Source organism: Kitasatospora sp. NPDC001527 (genome assembly GCF_040298605.1).
Lineage (GTDB): Bacteria > Actinomycetota > Actinomycetes > Streptomycetales > Streptomycetaceae > Kitasatospora.
In genome coordinates this window covers 174,406-190,098 of record NZ_JBEPAM010000011.1, presented here as the reverse complement: position 1 = coordinate 190,098, position 15,693 = coordinate 174,406, and the positions used below count along the sequence as shown (strand labels likewise).

Genomic DNA, 15,693 nt, shown 5'->3' with positions numbered 1-15,693 from the left:
CGCGTTGGTCTCCACGACCTCCTCGGGCTTGCCGGTGCGCGAGTACCGGGTGACCTGCTTGACCGGCAGCGTGGTCGGCATCCGCGCCCCTCCCGTCGTCCGTACCGCGGGTCCCGGCCCCGGTACTCAGCCGCAGGACTCCTGCGGGCCCGGCTCCGACGGGGCCTCGTGCCGGGCCCCCGGGATGTGCGGCAGCCGGGCCGCCGACACCACGCCCTCCAGATAGCCGCGGGCCCGCTCCGTACGCGGATACGCCTCCAGCAGCGCCCAGAAGTCCGGGCCGTGGTCCGGCACCAGCAGGTGCGCCAGCTCGTGCAGCAGCACGTAGTCGACCACGTACTCCGGCATCCCCTGCAGGCGGTGCGAGAGCCGGATCGTCCGCTCGCTCGGGGTGCACGACCCCCAGCGCGAGTTCTGGTTGGTCACCCAGCGGACCTGGGCCGGCCGGGCGCGACCGCCCAGGTAGTCCGCCGAGAGCTCCCGGGCCCGGGTCACCAGCGCGTCGTCACCGAGCACCCGCCGGCTCTCCTGCGCGGCCAGCTTCTCCAGCATCTGGGCGACCCAGCGCTGCTCCTCCGCGTGCGACATCCGGGCCGGGATCAGCACGATCGTGCGGTCGCCCTCGCGGTAGGCGGACACCGTCCGGCTGCGGCGGGCGCTGCGCCGCACCTCCACCCGGGACCGGTCGACCGGCTCGCGCGCGGCCCCCGGCTGCGGTTCCGGGCGCTGCTCGGGCCGTTGGTCGGGATGCTGCTCCGGACGCCCGCGCGTGCTCGGCGCCGCCACCTGCGACCCGGACGCTGCACGGGCACGCCGAGGCGACGCCGAGGGACGGGAGTCCCGTTCGGCTGCCATGGCACACGACGTTACCCGCTCCCTCCGGCAGAAGTCCGCTGCCCTGGCCGAAATGTTTCGTGGAGCGATCGGGAACGAAAGGCCTACGGCAGGTGTCCGGAATCCGACTCCGGACCGGACGCCAAGTTATCCACAGGGCGTGCGAACGGATCACCTGATCATGCGCCCGACCCTGTGGACAACCCGCAGCGCGCCGCCGCCCCGGTCGGGCATGCTTCCGTCTGTGGCCGAGATCTTTAGTTGGCGGATGAGAAAGATAGTTGGCGCCAGCGGGTATTGATCACGCCAAGTAGCTGTGCCGAGCGACGCTGGTTGGCATCGCCCTCGCTCATCTATGCCAAGATGCGAGGGTGGATATGACCGACGTCACGCGTGCGATCGCGGCTGCGACTTCGGTCGCCGCATCGCTCGACCTGCCGGCGAACGATGCAATCGTTCTCCACAACTCGAACAAGCTGGCACTGCGGCTGACGCCATGCAACGTCTTTGCCCGGGTCGCCCCTGTGGGGCAAGAGGTTGCACAGTTCGAAGTCGATCTCGCTCAGCGACTCACCGAGGTCGGATGCCCGGTGTGTCCCTTGGAGCCTCGGGCGGACCCGCGTGTGTACACGCGCGATGGCTTCGCAGTGACGCTGTGGACCTACTACGAGCCCGTGGCATCCCACACCTCACCAGTCGACTACGCCAAGGCACTGGAGCAACTGCACGCCGGCATGCGCGAGGTCGACGTGCCAAGCCCGAGGTTCACGGACCGGATCACGGAGGCGGAAGAAGTTGTCGCCGACCCGGATCGCTCGCCGGAGCTCACCGACGCGGACCGCGTGTTCCTCAGCGGCAGGCTGGCAAGCCTGCGACGGGCGATCGACGACCGCGGCGCCGTGGAGCAGCTGCTCCACGGCGAGCCGCATCCAGGCAATGTGCTCAGCACGAAGAACGGCCCGTTGTTCATCGACCTTGAGACGTGCTGCCGTGGACCCGTCGAGTTCGATCTCGCCCATGTTCCCAAGGCGGTCTGCGAGCACTACCCAAGCGTTGACCAAGGGCTGCTGGACGAGTGTCGGCAGCTCGTTATCGCGATGGTCGCCGCGTGGCGTTGGGAGCTTGGCGACCAGTTTCCGAATGGAAGGCGATTCGGAGAGGAATTCCTGCGCTTGCTGCGCGAGGGTCCTCCTTGGCCGACACTCGACACAGTGACCAGGCGACTGGATGGTCTGTAGAAATCGCCGAAGGCCACGTGAAAGCGGCAAGGAGCCAAGCGACGAGACTGTCGCCGTTGCAACCCCATGCGCGTCGGCCTCGCTGCCGCGCTAACCATGGGCGCCGCCGCCAACAAACATGAACTCCATTCGCACTCGGTGCATCAGACGGGCCCGGAGGCCTCGTCGGTGGCGGAGTCCTCACCCTCATCCCAGTCACCCAGGAGCGCCATCTCGACTGCCGCTCGCCAGCGTTCCGGGTTCGACAGGCCCAGCCGTTTGCGGCTGAACTCATCGATGACCTGGGTGTTCCGGCAAAGACGGCTTTACGGGCGATCGTGGCGTCTGTGCCGAAGGCGGGGCGCCCGTGGACGGTCTCTACTGAAGTCTGGTAGCTCCGTCCCGAGGCAGTCCGGCTCCCGCCCGTCGACGCTTCATGGCGGGTTGGCATCTCGGCGCCGAGACCTGGGAACAACTGAACCGCCACTTCAGAACACCAAGCAGCAAGCCGACGGAACGCACCCGGAACTCCGCGGAAGCTCTGATCTGGAGCCGCGTGGCTGGGAGCGAGCACATCCTCGCGCCCGTCCTCAACAGACCTCGACCGGGGCGAAGCACCGACCCGACCATCTCCACTTCCTATGAAATGCAAAGACTCCATTTCTGGGACCAGAGAGGAAAAGTCAGGAAACCACTCAGCTACCCGGAGCTCTTCGCAGCACTCGAAGACCTGGCCGTCCGATCACCACGACTGCCGATGCCTCATCACGCCCAGCAACCGATGGCTGACCAGACCCGCCGGCTATCGCCATCAAGATCCGCCAACAAAAGTTATCCACAGGGTTCTGACCTGCGTTGCGCACAGAGCTTCCCGCCAACTAAAACTTTCACTCACACCGTCGGCCGTCCGGAAACGATCAGAAGGAAGACCGCCGTGCGCCTCGCCCTCAAGCCCGCCCTCTCCCGCAGCTGGCGGGACTCGGACACCCTCCAGTTCGGCACCGTCCCGCAGCACGCCGGGGTGCTCGGCCACGCCTCGGACACGACCCTGTGCGCGTTCCTCGGCCTCGTCGACGGGACGCGCGACCGCCCCGCGCTCCTCGCCGAGGGCGAGCGGATCGGCTTCGGGAGCGACCCCGCCGACTCCCTGCTCGACCTGCTGGAGGAGGCCGGGGTGCTCGACGACGCCGAGGCCTCGGAGCAGGCCCTGGCGCACTTCCCCCAGCCGCACCGCGAGGTGCTCGGCCCCGACCTCGCCTCGCTGTCGCTGATCCACGCGCCACCGGGCGCCGCCCCCGCCGTCCTGGCCCGGCGGCCCGAGCACGCGGTCGAGGTCCGCGGCGCGGGGCGGATCGGCGCGGCCGTCGCCGCCGTCCTCGCGGCGGGCGGCACCGGCACGGTCACCGTGGTCGACACCGGCCGGGTCACCCCCGCGGACTGCTCCCCCGCCGGGCTGCCGCCGGCCGACGCCGGCCGGCTCCGCTCCACCGCGGCCCGCGAGGCCGTCGACCGGGCCACCGCGCGGCGCCCGGGCCGGCGCGGCCGGCAGCCGAGACCGGGGCCGCCCGACCTCGTGGTGCTCGCGCCCCGGGACGGCAGCGGCGCGTTCGCCGGCGGCACGCCCCAGGCCCGTGAGCTGCTCCGGGCCGGGGTGCCGCACCTGTACGTCGGGGTGGTGGAGGAGTTCGGGGTGGTCGGGCCCCTGGTGCTGCCGGGTGTCTCGGCCTGCGGCCACTGCCTGGTGCTGGCCCGGGAGGACGAGGACGCCGCCTGGCCGCGGATCCTCGCCCAGCTCGCCGAGGGCGGCCCGGGGCGGGCCCCGACACCGGCCTGCGACACCGCGCTGGCGACGGCGGTCGCCGGGCTCGCGGCCCTGCACGTCCAGGTCCTCCTCGACGGCGGCCGGCCGCCCAGCGTGGACGGCTGGTGCGAAGTCTCCGCCGTGGACGGCATGCCGCGCCGGCTGCGGCTCAGGGGCCACCCGGACTGCGGCTGCCTCTGGCAGCCGACAGCACCGCACTGAGGCGCCGTCCCGGGGGTGCGGGCGGCCTTCGGGCAGAGCGGGAAAAGCCCGCCGCAGCGGGGCGTGGAGCGATTACTGTGGCGTCGGCCATCCGGCCGACGCGGCCCGGGAGGCCGGCTCAACGATCGCAACGCTCGTGCACGACCTCACCCGAGAGGTATCGACATGATCACTCGCAGATCGCTCATCGGCGCCGCCGGCGCCCTGGCCCTCCCACTGACCGCCGTCTCCGCCGTCCCGGCCGTCGCCACGGCGGCCGAGGCACGGCGACGCCGCTGGTCCCGGCTCTCCGGCCACCTGCACGGCACCCTCGTCCTGCCCGGCGACCCGGCCTACGGCACCGCCAAGCAGATCGGCCAGGCCCGCTTCGACTCCGTCGAACCGGCCGCCATCGCCTACTGCGCCGACGAGGCCGACGTCGCCCTGTGCCTGCGCTACGCCCAGGACCACGACCTCCCGATCGCGGTCCGCGCCGGCGGCCACAGCGGCGGCGGCTATTCCACCGGCACCGGCCTGGTGATCGACGTCTCCCGGCTCAACGGCGCCGCGGTGACCCCCGGCGCCGCCACCTTCGGCGGCGGCACCCAGCTGGTCGACGTCACCAACGCCGTCGCCCCGCACGGGCTCGCGGTCTCGGGCGGCTTCTGCCCGACCGTCTCGCTCGGCGGCTTCCTCCAGGGCGGCGGCATCGGCCTGCTGACCCGCCACACGGGCATCTCCAGCGACAAGGTCACCTCGGCCCGCGTGGTGCTCGCCGGCGGCAGGACCGTCACCGCCTCGCCCGACGAGCACGACGACCTGTACTGGGCGCTGCGCGGGGGCGGTGGCGGCAACTTCGGCGTCGTCACCTCCTACACGGTGACCCCGGTCCCGCTGGCCACCCTCACCCTCGCCAGCCTCACCTGGTCCTTCGACCACGCGGTGGACCTCCTGCACGCCTGGTCGCACTGGCTGCCGGACGCCCCGCGGACACTGGGCGGCGGCGCCGTGGTCGGCCTGCGGGACGCCGCGCCCGGCGCGACCCCGTTCGTCTCCGTACTGATCGGCTCGGTCGGCACCGAGGCCGAACTCACCGCCGAGATATCCCGGTTGACCGACCTGGTGGGAGCGCTGCCGGCCACCCGGAACAGCTTCACGGCGCCCTACCTCTCGGTCATGATGGGCCTCTACGGCTGCGGCTCCTACACCCAGGACCAGTGCCACCGGGCGGGCACCGGTCCGGCGGCCGTGCTGGCCCGGCCGACCGCCGCCGTGGACCGGGGCCGGCTGTTCGACGCTCCGCCGCCGCGCGCGCTCTGGGACGCCGCGGTCGGCCTGCTCGACCGGGACCGGCTGGCCGGCCAGCAGCGGATGGTGCAGCTGAGCGCCCTGGGCGGCGCCGCCAACGACCCGGCGCGCACGGCCACCGCGTACGTGCACCGCGACGCGCTGTTCAACGCGAGCTTCGGCGCGGTGATCGCCACCGGCCCGGTGGACGGGACGGCGCAGGCCGCGGCCCGCCGCTGGGCGGACGCCGGATTCGCGCTGCTCGACCCGCACTCGGCCGGCGAGACCTACCAGAACTTCGTCGACCCCGGGCTGCCGGACTGGCGGCGCGCCTACTACGGGGAGAACTATCCGCGCCTGGTCGCGGTGAAGCGCCGCTACGACCCGCACCGCCTGTTCTCCTTCGCCCAGGCCATCGGCACCGCCCCGGACTCCCTGGGCTGACGCGCACGGCGCGGTCCCGGCGGTGCGGCCCCGGCGGGGCGGCGGATTCCGGCCGGGGCCGCGCCGGCGAGCGGGCACAATGGCGTATGACGGTCGGCTCCCGCCGCGGGGGCCTTGGGCGTGTCGACTTGGAGGCCCGGGTGAGCGATCTTCCGCGCAAGGCAATGACCCGCACGGCAAGACTCGCCGCCCTGCCGCTGGGGATAGCCGGCCGGGCCACCCTCGGCCTCGGGAAGCGGATCGGCGGCAGGTCCGCGGAGGTGGTGACCGCCGAACTGCAGCAGGCCACCGCCGACCAGCTCTTCAAGGTCCTGGGCGAACTCAAGGGCGGGGCGATGAAGTTCGGACAGGTGCTGTCCGTCTTCGAGGCCGCCCTGCCGGAGGAGGTGGCCGGCCCCTACCGGGCGGCGCTGACCAAGCTGCAGGACGCCGCGCCGCCGATGCCCGCGGCGAAGGTGCACGCGGCGCTGGCGCAGCGGCTGGGCGCCGACTGGCGGAGCCTGTTCCGGGAGTTCGACGACCGTCCGTCGGCGGCCGCGTCGATCGGCCAGGTGCACCGGGCGGTGTGGCACGACGGACGCGCGGTCGCGGTGAAGGTGCAGTACCCGGGGGCGGGGGACGCCCTGCTGGCGGACCTGTCGCAGCTGAGCCGGGTGGCGTGGCTGCTGGGACCGCTGATCCCGGGCCTGGACATCAAGCCGCTGATCACGGAGCTGCGGGAGCGGGTCTCCGAGGAGCTGGACTACGAGCTGGAGGCGCAGGCGCAGCGCCGTCACGCGGAGGAGTTCGCGGGCGATCCGGAGATCGTGGTGCCGGGTGTGGTGGCGCAGGCGGACCAGGTGCTGGTGTCGGAGTGGATGGACGGCACGCCGCTGGCGGAGGTGATCGCCTCGGGCTCCCAGGAGGAGCGGGACCGGGCGGGCCGGCTGCTGGCGCGGTTCCTGTTCGCCGGCCCCTCGCGGACGGGGCTGCTGCACGCGGATCCGCATCCGGGCAACTTCCGGCTGTTGAAGGACGACGGCCCGGTGGAGGGCTGGCGGCTGGGGGTGCTGGACTTCGGGACGGTGGACCGCCTGCCGGGCGGCCTGCCGGCGCCGATCGGGGCCTCCCTGCGGATGGCCTTGGCCGGGGACGCGGCGGGCGTGCTGGCGATGCTGCGCGAGGAGGGCTTCGTGAAGCCCTCGATCGAGCTGGACCCGGACGCGGTGCTGGACTACCTGCTGCCGATCATCGAGCCGGCGGCGGTGGAGACGTTCAACTTCACCCGGGCGTGGATGCGGGCGCAGGCGGCGCGGATCGCCGATCCGCGGTCGCCCGCCTACAACCTGGGCAAGCAGTTGAACCTGCCGCCGTCGTACCTGCTGATCCACCGGGTGACGCTGAGCACGATCGGGGTGCTCTGTCAGCTGGGCGCCAAGGCGCCGTTCCGGGCGGAGATGCTGGAGTGGCTGCCGGAGTTCGCCGAGGCGGGTTCGCCGGGCAAGCGCACGCCCCCGAAGAAGGCCGGGAAGACGCCGGCCAGGAAGACAGCGGCCGGAAAGCCGGCCGCGGGGAAGGCCGCGCCGGCGAAGGCGGCCGCGCCCAGGCGCCGGAGTCCGTCGGCGGAGGGCTGATCCCCCTCCCCCGCAACGGCCGCAGGCCGCCTCCCGGTGTCGGGGGGCGGCCTGCGGCGCGACGGGGGTCCGGCGGGGCCGAATCACGGGCCGGACGGTGGGGCCGGGCGGGCGGCGCCCGGATCACCTCACGGCGGTCACGTCACGGCGGTCACATCAGGGCGACGGCGAGGGCCTTGCGGGCCCGGAGCGAGGCGCGTTCGGCCTTCTGCCTGAGCCGCTGGGCCCGGGCGAGCCGGTTGACGAGCCGTTGGTGCTCGGCCTCCTGGAGGCGCTCTTGCATATGCGCCCGGGCCAGGGATTCGTGGAGGAGTTGCATTTCGAGGGTCCTGTTCTGGATCTGGAGTTCGGTGGTCTGCTCGGCGCGGACGGTCGGATCGATGGCGGCGGCGGTCATGTGGTGGTCCTGCTCGTGGTGCGTCGTCGGGAAGGGATGGATGCGGGCGGCGTCGGCCTTGGCGGCGGCGAGGCGTACGGAGCGGCGGAGGGCGTTGTCCGGCGGGGGCTGCTCTCCCCGGCGGACGGTTCCGGCTCCGAACGCGGGGTTCACGCCGCGACCTCGGTCTTGCGCGGGCGGCCGCGCGGCCGCTTGCGGGCCACGACGACACCCTGGACGAACAGCTCGCCGCCCCAGACGCCCCAGGGCTCGCGGCGCTCGAGGGCGCCGGTGAGACAGGCCTCCTTGACCGGGCAGGTGCCACAGAGGGACTTCGCGTACTCGACGTCGGCGGGCGTCTCGGCGAAGAAGACCTCGGGGTCGAACGCGCGGCACGGGATGGGGAGACCGAGCTCCTCGGCCTGGTCGATCGAGGTGAACTGCATGGAAAGAACCTCCGGGGGGTCGGCCTGGTCGGCCTTGGTCTGGCTTGTCTGCGGTACGGACGGGGTGGGCGGCGTGATGACCGTGGACACTGTGGGCGTCTTCCTCGTCTTCTCAGTGGGTCCGGCTCAGCTGACTGGTGGGGCTGGGCCGGAGGCCCCGGGGGGCCTGGGTGGTCTTGCGTACCGGACAAAACAGAAGGGCCGCGGATCCCGGTAGTGGGGTTCCGCGGCCCTGGAGGCGCCGACCTGAGGCTGGCTCAGGTTCGTTCTCTCCAGGGTTCGGGGCCGCGGAAGGCCCTCATCCGGATGGCCGTGGCGTCGGCAAAGACGACAGCCATGGCCTGGGTGATCTGCTGCTCGTTCTGCTTCTGGGCGTTTCCGGCACCGATGACCTGCTCATAGCCGCCATGCATGGCGAGGGCTACGGCCGTCTTCGGTGCCTGGGTCGGTCGCTCATCACGCAGGGAGTGCGCAGCGTCGACCGACGCCCAGTCGCGGGACAGACCAGTCTCGACACGGGTGCCGTCGAGGCTGCCGCCCTGGATGCCGCTGTTGCCGGGGCCAGTGTGTCCGAGGCCACTGACAACGGGGGCGGGGGAGGCGGGAACGACGGAGACACCGGTGGTGTCGAGACCCAGACCGGTTCCGCACAGCTCGGCGGCAAGCCGCAGGCTGGCGGCACGCAGGGAGGCAGCGTCGACGGTCTGGCCAGTCATTTTGGTGATCATGGTTTCCACTGTCTTCGCCTCCTCTCGGCGTCTCGCGGAGCCTGGTCTCCCGGGCTCCGAACTGTTCGGATGTCTGTCTCGGTGAAGCTGGTGAAGCAGGTGAAGCTGATGGGCGCGGGGGCATGAGGCACAGGCGTCACCCTGGACGATCGCGTCCCCTTGACCGCTCCGGCAGGCTATTGCGCTCCCGGCACGGCGCGCAAACTATTTTTCCGGCGAGTTTCCCGACGGTCTCCGCGGCGCCCCTCGGCGCCGGCTGTGATCGCCCCGGACCGGCTCAGGCCGGTTCGTCCGACTGACCGTCCGTGACGTCCGCCGGATCCCTGACGGGCTCCTCCCCCGCACACAACGACAGCACGGCGGCCCCGTATTTGTCCAGCTTCATCGCCCCGACCCCGGAGATGGAGGCCAGCTCCTGCCGGTTGGCGGGGACGTCCTCGGCGATCGCCATCAGGGTGGCGTCGGTGAACACGACGTAGGCGGGGGCGCCCTGTTCACGGGCCTGGGCGGCGCGCCACTCGCGCAGCCGCTCGTAGAGCGCCTCGTCCATGGTGGAGGGGCAGCTCTCGCAGCGGCGGAGCTTGCGTTCGACCGCCTCGGTGAGGGCCCGCCCGCAGACCCGGCAGGTGACCGGCCCGCGGACCCGGCGCCCGGCGGAGCGCTCGCCCGCCTCGCCGCGCCCGCCGCGCCCCGCGGGGCGGGTGCCGGGGGCGCTGGAGCCGGGGCGCAGTCCGTCGAGGAAGCGGCTGGGCTTGCGGGAGGCGCGGCCGCCCGGCGAGCGGGACAGCGCCCAGGAGAGCGTGAGGTGCTTGCGGGCGCGGGTGACGCCGACGTAGAGGAGGCGGCGCTCCTCCTCGACCTGCTCGTCGGTCTTGGCGTAGATGATCGGCAGGGTGCCCTCGGTGAGGCCGACCAGGAAGACGGCGTCCCATTCGAGGCCCTTGGCGGCGTGCAGGGAGGCGAGGGTGACGCCCTCGACGGCGGGGGCGTGCTGGGCGGCGGCGCGGGCGTCGAGTTCGGCGACGTAGGCGGCGAGGTCGGTGGTCTGGCCCGCCGCGGTGCGGCCGCGTTCGAACTCCTCGGCGAGCCGGACGAGGGCGGCGAGGGACTCCCAGCGGTCGCGGACGGCGCCGGAGCCGGCGGGCGGCTCGGCGGTGAAGCCGCGGGTGGCGAGGACGGCGCGGACCTGGCCGGCGAGGTCGGGGGCACCGTCGGTGACCGGGTCGGAGGCGGCGCGGGCGGCGCCGCGCAGCAGGACGCCGGCGTCGCGGACCTCGGGGCGTTCGAAGAACCGCTCGGCGCCCTTGAGCTGGTAGGGGACGCCGAGATCGGCGAGGGCCTGCTCGTAGACCTCGGACTGGCCGTTGGTGCGGAACAGGACGGCGATCTCGCTGGCCCGCACGCCGGCGGCGAGCAGCTCCTTGATCCGCCGGGCGGTGGTCTCGGCCTCGGTGGGCTCGTCCTCGTACTCGGTGTAGACGGGCTCGGGGCCGGCCTCGCGCTGGGAGACGAGTTCGAGGCGGTGGCGGGCGGCCTCGCCGCGGGCCTGGGCGAGCAGTCCGTTGGCGAGGTGGACCACCTGGGGGGTGGAGCGGTAGTCGCGGACCAGCTTGACGACGGTGGCCTCGGGGTGGCGGTTGCGGAAGCCCAGCAGGTAGTCGGGGGTGGCGCCGGTGAAGGAGTAGATGGTCTGGCTGGCGTCGCCGACGACGCAGAGGCTGGCGCCGCCGCCGGGGCCGGTCCACTGGTCGAGCAGGCGCTGCTGGAGCGGGGAGACGTCCTGGTACTCGTCGACGGTGAAGTGCCGGTACTGGGCGCGGACCTGGTCGGCGATGTCGGGGCGGTCCTCCAGGATGGCGGCGGTGAGCAGCAGCACGTCCTCGAAGTCGATGTTCCCGCGGCGGCTCTTGGTCTCCTCGTAGACGCGGTAGACCTGGGCGGTCTCGGCGGGGTCGCGGGGGGCCTCGCGGCCGGACTTGGCGACGGCGGCGGGGTAGTCGTCGGGGCTGATCTGGGTGACCTTGGCCCATTCGATCTCGGCGGTGAGGTCGCGCAGTTCGGTGCGCTGGACGCGCAGGCCGCAGCGGCCGGCGGCCTCGGCGACCAGCTGGACCTTGCGCTCGAGCAGCTGCGGGACGGGCCCGCCGACGGCGCGCGGCCAGAAGTACTGGAGCTGGCGCAGGGCGGCGGCGTGGAAGGTGCGGGCCTGGACGCCCTCGGCGCCGAGCTCGCGCAGGCGCCCGCGCATCTCGCCGGCGGCGCGGGCGGTGAAGGTGACGGCGAGGACCTGCTGGGGCTGGTAGACGCCGCTGCGCACGCCGTAGGCGATGCGGTGGGTGATGGCACGGGTCTTGCCGGTGCCCGCGCCCGCGAGGACGCAGACGGCACCCTGCAGGGCGGTGGCGACGGCCCGCTGTTCGGGATCGAGTCCGGCGAGGACAGCGTCGGGGCCGCCGGCGGCGAGGTGGCCGCTCCGGTGGTCGTCCTGGTGTCCGTCGAACGGGCTGCCGCTCAAGAGGTCTTCCTGCATGCGTTCCATCCTCTCAGCCCGCGCGGACATCGCGGGCGGGGTTGTCCACAGGCGCGGTGTGATCGCAGGATGATCGCGACGCGGACGGCGGATAGTGGCACGCGGGGGCGCGTGCGACCAGCCTCGCGCCGGTCCGGGTGGGTGCGCGCCGACGCGGCCCGGCCGGTCCCGGTGCGGAATGACCGCCGGGCGGTGGACGTTGTCCCCGCGGAGCCGCGTGACCCACGCGGCGCCCCCGTACAGGCCTCTCCCCTACCCGAAGGAGTCCCCTCGATGTCCGGCAGCGTGACGATGTACAGCACGACCTGGTGCGGCTACTGCAACCGGCTCAAGAGCCAGCTGCAGCGCGAGGGCATCGGCTACACCGAGATCAACATCGAGGAGGACCCGGCGTCGGCGGCCTTCGTCGAGTCGGTGAACAACGGCAACCAGACCGTTCCGACCGTGCTGGTGCAGCCGGCCGGCGGCGGCGAGCGGGTCGTGATGACCAACCCGAGCCTGCTGCAGGTGAAGAAGGCCCTGGCGGCCTGACCCCGGAGGCCCGGCGCCCCGGCGGCGCCCGGCCGGCGCGCCGGCCCACCGCGGCTACGGCGCGTCGGCCCGGGCCGGGTCGACGGGCGCGGCGGGCGCGGGCAGCGAGGCCCGGGCGGCCAGGTCGCCGACCGCGTAGACCAGCCGGCTGCGGTCGGCGGAGTAGCGGGTCTCGATGACCCGCACCGGCCCGCGCCGGTCGTAGGTGACCCGGGTCTGAACCACCAGCGGCACCCCCGGCCCGCCCTGGAACCACTGGGCCTCCTCCGGCCCGGGCATCCGGGCGACGAGATGGTCCACGGCGCCGACCTCGGTGCGCCCGAGCGCGGCGAGAACCGCCTCGTCGCCGCCGTCGATCTGGTCGGGCTCCATCAGCGGGGTGCCGGCGGCGAGGCCGGCCCGGTAGTGGCTCTCCTCGATGGAGTACGGCTCGCGGTCCAGCATCCGCAGCTGGCGGCGGACGACGATGGCCTCACCGGGGCGCAGTCCGAGCCGTTCGGCGATGTCGACGCGGGCGCGGACGATCATCATCTCGAAGTCGACGGTGAGTTCCCGCCCGCTCTCGGCCGCCTCGCCGCGGTAGACGGCGCTGGGCACGGCCAGGCAGTCGCGCGGGACGGCCTCCTGGGGGTCGAGGCGGGGGGCGGGCCCGTAGGCGCGGTGATCGAGCACGGGATGCTCGCGCAGATAGGTGCCCTTGCCCTGGAGGCGGACCAGCCGGCCCTCGTTGACGAGGACGTCGACGGCGAGGCGGACGGTGTTGCGGGCGACGCCGTACTGGCGTTCCAGCTCGCTCTCGACCGGGAGGGCGGCCGCGGTGGTGAACTCGCCCTCGGCGATCCGGCGGCGCAGGTCGGCGGCGAGGCGCTGGTATTTGGGGGATTGGGCAGTGCCCCGGGGGATTGTCACCCGAGTGAATGTAGCGAGACGGGTGAGGGGCTTTCAGGCGTTTGCGGCAAAGTCGCCCGGGATCGGTGACTCCGTTCGTCCGGCGCCCGGCCGGCGCCCGGGGGCCTTACTGGACAGGGCCGCTCCGGTTACGAACATCCTGGGGAGACGGGTTCGAAATGGAAATTGGGGGCGCGCGGATCAACTCCGCGCGCCCCCAATCCGTGGAAACCCCGGGGAACCGCCGGAATTACCAGCGGGCCGCCGACGGAAGCGGCTCGCCGTACCAGACCTCGACCAGGTGCCGGGCGATCGAGATCCCGGACGGCGGCAGGATCTCCCCCGCCGCCATGCCCGCCCGCAGCTCCTCCCGGGAGAACCAGCGCGCCTCCGCCAGCTCCTCGCCGTCCACGGTGATCGCGGTGCCCTCCGGGTGCGCCCGGCCCAGGAAGCCCAGCATCAGGCTGGACGGGAACGGCCACGGCTGGCTGGCCACGTAGGAGACCTCGGCGACCCGCACCCCGGCCTCCTCGTGCACCTCGCGCACCACCGCCTGCTCGATCGACTCGCCCGGCTCGACGAAGCCGGCCAGCGTCGACCAGCGGCCCTCCGGCCACAGCGCCTGGCGGCCGAGCAGGCAGCGGTCCTGCTCGTCGGTGATCAGCATGATCACCGCCGGGTCGGTGCGCGGGTAGTGCTCGGCCGCGCAGGAGGTGCAGCGCCGCACGTGCCCGGCGCCGGCCTTCTCGGTCGGGTGGCCGCAGCGCGAGCAGAAGCTGTGCAGCCGGTGCCAGTGCTCCAGCGCGACCGCGTGCACCAGCAGTCCGGCGTCCCGGTCGGACAGCAGCGCGCCGACCTCGCGCAGCCCGGCCGGGCGGGCGTCGCCGTCCAGCCGGCCCGGCAGGCTCTCGCCGGCCAGCGCGAAGTAGGAGACGCCCTCCTCGTCGGTGCCGAGGAAGTACCGGTCGCCGTTCTGCGGCGCCTCGAAGGAGGGCATCAGGACCAGTTCGGTCCCCTGCCCGGTGTCCACCACGAACGCCTCGCCGCCGGCGATCGGCAGCACCTTGGTGGACGGGTGGCTCCACGCGGCCGCCAGCCAGGGCTCGTCCAAGCGGTGCTGGGCCGCCCGGTCCACACCGGCCCGGGCCAGTGCCAGGTGCAGCGGGCGTTCGGTCTCAGGCACGGTGCTCAACTGTTCCATCCCCACGTGATGAGTCTTCCGGACGGGTCGGGTTCGCTCGGGCGGCCGGAGCGGGACGCGCCCGGCCCCGGTCCGCCCACGCTCGCCCGGGGTTCACGCGCGCTCGCCGCCAGGCCGCCAGTTCTCGGCCAGGTCGGCCCACAGGTAGGCGGCGGCCTCGACGCCCTTGGCCAGCAGCTCCAGCTCGACCTTCTCGTCCACCGAGTGCCAGCCGTCCGAGGGCACCGAGATGCCGAGGAACAGCACCGGCGCGCCGAGCACGTCCTGCAGGTCGGCGGCCGGGCCGGAACCGCCCTCACGGGTGAACAGGATCTTCTGCTCGAAGGCACGCCCCATCGCCCGGACGGTGGACTGCAGCGCCGGGTGGTCGAGCGGGGTCAGGCAGGGCCGGGTCGCGCCCGGGAAGACCAGTTCGTACCGGATGCCCTCGGGCACCCGGTCGGCCACCCAGGAGCGGACGGCCTCGCGCACCTTCTCGACCTCCTGCCCGGCGACCAGCCGGAAGGAGAGCTTCAGGTGGGCCGAGGCGGGCACGATGGTCTTGCCGCCGGGGCCGGTGTAGCCGCCCCAGATGCCGTTGACCTCGGCGGTCGGGCGGGCCCAGATCCGCTCCAGGGTGGAGTAGCCGGCCTCGCCGCGGGTGCCGTACGACTTGGCGGTCCGCAGCCAGGCCGCCTCGTCGAAGGGCAGCTCGGCGAAGAGCGCGCGCTCACGGTCGGTCAGCTCGACCACGCCGTCGTAGAAGCCGGGGACGGCGACCCGGTGGTCGGCGTCGTGCAGGCCGGCGGCCAGCTCGGCGGCGACGGCGGCCGGGTTGGGCACCGCGCCGCCGAAGGAGCCGGAGTGGATGTCGGTGTCCGGCCCGTAGAGGTCGATCTGGGCGTCGGCCAGGCCCCGCATGCCGGTGCAGACGGTCGGCGTGGTCTCGGACCACATGCCGGTGTCCGAGATGATCACGACGTCGGCGGCCAGCCGGCCGGCCTCGCGGCGCACCAGGTCGGCGAAGTGCGGGGAGCCGGACTCCTCCTCGCCCTCGACGAGCAGCTTGAGGTTGACGGCCGGCGCGGTGCGGCCGGTGGCGGCCAGGTGGGCGCGCACACCCAGGGTGTGGAAGAACACCTGGCCCTTGTCGTCGGCGGCGCCGCGGGCGTACAGCCGGTCGCCGACCACGGTCGGCTCGAACGGGTCGGTCGCCCAGCCGTCCTCCCGGGCGGCGGGCTGCACGTCGTGGTGGCCGTAGACGAGGACGGTCGGCGCGTCCGGGTCCCCGGAGGGCCACTCGGCGAAGACCGCCGGCAGGCCGTCCGTCTCCCACACCTCGGCCACCGGGAAGCCGGTGTCGCGCAGCTTGGCGGCCAGCCACTCGGCGGAGCGGCGGACGTCCCCGGACCGGCCGGGGTCGGCGGACACCGAGGGGATGCGGAGCCAGTCGGCGAGGTCCGCGAGGAAGGCGGGCCGGTGCCGGTCGATGAAGGAGCGGACGACGCTGTCCGGAGTTCTCGTCATACGGACGACTTTAGTTCGCCCGGGTGCCTGCGGGCGGCCCCGGTCCCGAAGGCTGGGCACCGCGAGGCCTGTTACGTCCGTCACCCCGGA

13 protein-coding genes are annotated in these 15,693 nt (G+C 73.2%); 5 read left to right on the top strand and 8 right to left on the bottom strand.

Annotated features, from left to right (window positions below; translation table 11 throughout):
- Nucleotides 1-126: 126 nt before the first annotated feature.
- Nucleotides 127-855, bottom strand: coding sequence for a M48 family metallopeptidase (locus ABT238_RS14930; RefSeq protein ID WP_502891432.1), 729 nt, complete (start codon nucleotides 853-855; stop codon nucleotides 127-129).
- A gap of 356 nt (nucleotides 856-1,211) precedes the next feature.
- Here ABT238_RS14930 and ABT238_RS14925 point away from each other — a divergent pair, with 356 nt between their 5' ends.
- The 4 genes from ABT238_RS14925 to ABT238_RS14910 all read left to right on the top strand — a co-directional run bounded on the left by ABT238_RS14925 (nucleotide 1,212) and on the right by ABT238_RS14910 (nucleotide 7,397).
- The gene (locus tag ABT238_RS14925; protein ID WP_350563482.1) at nucleotides 1,212-2,072 is read left to right on the top strand and encodes a phosphotransferase; all 861 of its coding nucleotides are present in this window, start codon (nucleotides 1,212-1,214) and stop codon (nucleotides 2,070-2,072) included.
- Nucleotides 2,073-2,985: 913 nt separating this feature from the next.
- Nucleotides 2,986-4,074, top strand: a complete 1,089-nt coding sequence (locus ABT238_RS14920; protein ID WP_350757693.1) for a ThiF family adenylyltransferase — start codon at nucleotides 2,986-2,988, stop codon at nucleotides 4,072-4,074.
- 165 nt (nucleotides 4,075-4,239) lie between these two features.
- Nucleotides 4,240-5,784: an FAD-binding oxidoreductase gene (locus ABT238_RS14915; protein WP_350563453.1), complete on the top strand. Its 1,545-nt coding sequence runs from the start codon at nucleotides 4,240-4,242 to the stop codon at nucleotides 5,782-5,784.
- Nucleotides 5,785-5,924: 140 nt separating this feature from the next.
- Entirely contained in the window at nucleotides 5,925-7,397 is a 1,473-nt protein-coding gene (locus ABT238_RS14910; protein ID WP_350757690.1) for an ABC1 kinase family protein, read from the top strand.
- Between the two features lie 151 nt (nucleotides 7,398-7,548).
- On the opposite strand, the gene ABT238_RS14905 is transcribed toward ABT238_RS14910, so the two are convergent.
- From ABT238_RS14905 to ABT238_RS14890, 4 genes are all read right to left on the bottom strand, one after another.
- Nucleotides 7,549-7,947 (bottom strand): putative WhiB-interacting protein, encoded by a 399-nt coding sequence (locus tag ABT238_RS14905; protein ID WP_350563449.1) that lies wholly within the window; start codon nucleotides 7,945-7,947, stop codon nucleotides 7,549-7,551.
- The gene (locus ABT238_RS14900) at nucleotides 7,944-8,309 is read right to left on the bottom strand and encodes a WhiB family transcriptional regulator (RefSeq protein ID WP_350563447.1); all 366 of its coding nucleotides are present in this window, start codon (nucleotides 8,307-8,309) and stop codon (nucleotides 7,944-7,946) included. Before ABT238_RS14900 ends, ABT238_RS14905 begins: the two co-directional genes overlap by 4 nt.
- A gap of 167 nt (nucleotides 8,310-8,476) precedes the next feature.
- Nucleotides 8,477-8,956, bottom strand: coding sequence for a hypothetical protein (locus ABT238_RS14895; protein ID WP_350563445.1), 480 nt, complete (start codon nucleotides 8,954-8,956; stop codon nucleotides 8,477-8,479).
- 268 nt (nucleotides 8,957-9,224) lie between these two features.
- Nucleotides 9,225-11,486 carry an ATP-dependent DNA helicase UvrD2 gene (locus tag ABT238_RS14890; protein ID WP_502884207.1) on the bottom strand — a complete coding sequence of 754 codons (2,262 nt, stop codon included), beginning with the start codon at nucleotides 11,484-11,486 and terminating at the stop codon, nucleotides 9,225-9,227.
- A gap of 264 nt (nucleotides 11,487-11,750) precedes the next feature.
- Here ABT238_RS14890 and ABT238_RS14885 point away from each other — a divergent pair, with 264 nt between their 5' ends.
- Complete coding sequence (locus ABT238_RS14885) at nucleotides 11,751-12,008, top strand: mycoredoxin (RefSeq protein WP_350563441.1); 258 nt, start codon at nucleotides 11,751-11,753, stop codon at nucleotides 12,006-12,008.
- A gap of 54 nt (nucleotides 12,009-12,062) precedes the next feature.
- On the opposite strand, the gene ABT238_RS14880 is transcribed toward ABT238_RS14885, so the two are convergent.
- The 3 genes from ABT238_RS14880 to ABT238_RS14870 all read right to left on the bottom strand — a co-directional run bounded on the left by ABT238_RS14880 (nucleotide 12,063) and on the right by ABT238_RS14870 (nucleotide 15,603).
- The gene (locus ABT238_RS14880) at nucleotides 12,063-12,917 is read right to left on the bottom strand and encodes a GntR family transcriptional regulator (RefSeq protein ID WP_350757686.1); all 855 of its coding nucleotides are present in this window, start codon (nucleotides 12,915-12,917) and stop codon (nucleotides 12,063-12,065) included.
- 229 nt (nucleotides 12,918-13,146) lie between these two features.
- Nucleotides 13,147-14,097, bottom strand: coding sequence for an NAD(+) diphosphatase (gene nudC, locus ABT238_RS14875; protein ID WP_350563437.1), 951 nt, complete (start codon nucleotides 14,095-14,097; stop codon nucleotides 13,147-13,149).
- 93 nt (nucleotides 14,098-14,190) lie between these two features.
- Complete coding sequence (locus ABT238_RS14870; RefSeq protein WP_350563435.1) at nucleotides 14,191-15,603, bottom strand: dipeptidase; 1,413 nt, start codon at nucleotides 15,601-15,603, stop codon at nucleotides 14,191-14,193.
- Between the last annotated feature and the right edge of the window lie 90 nt (nucleotides 15,604-15,693).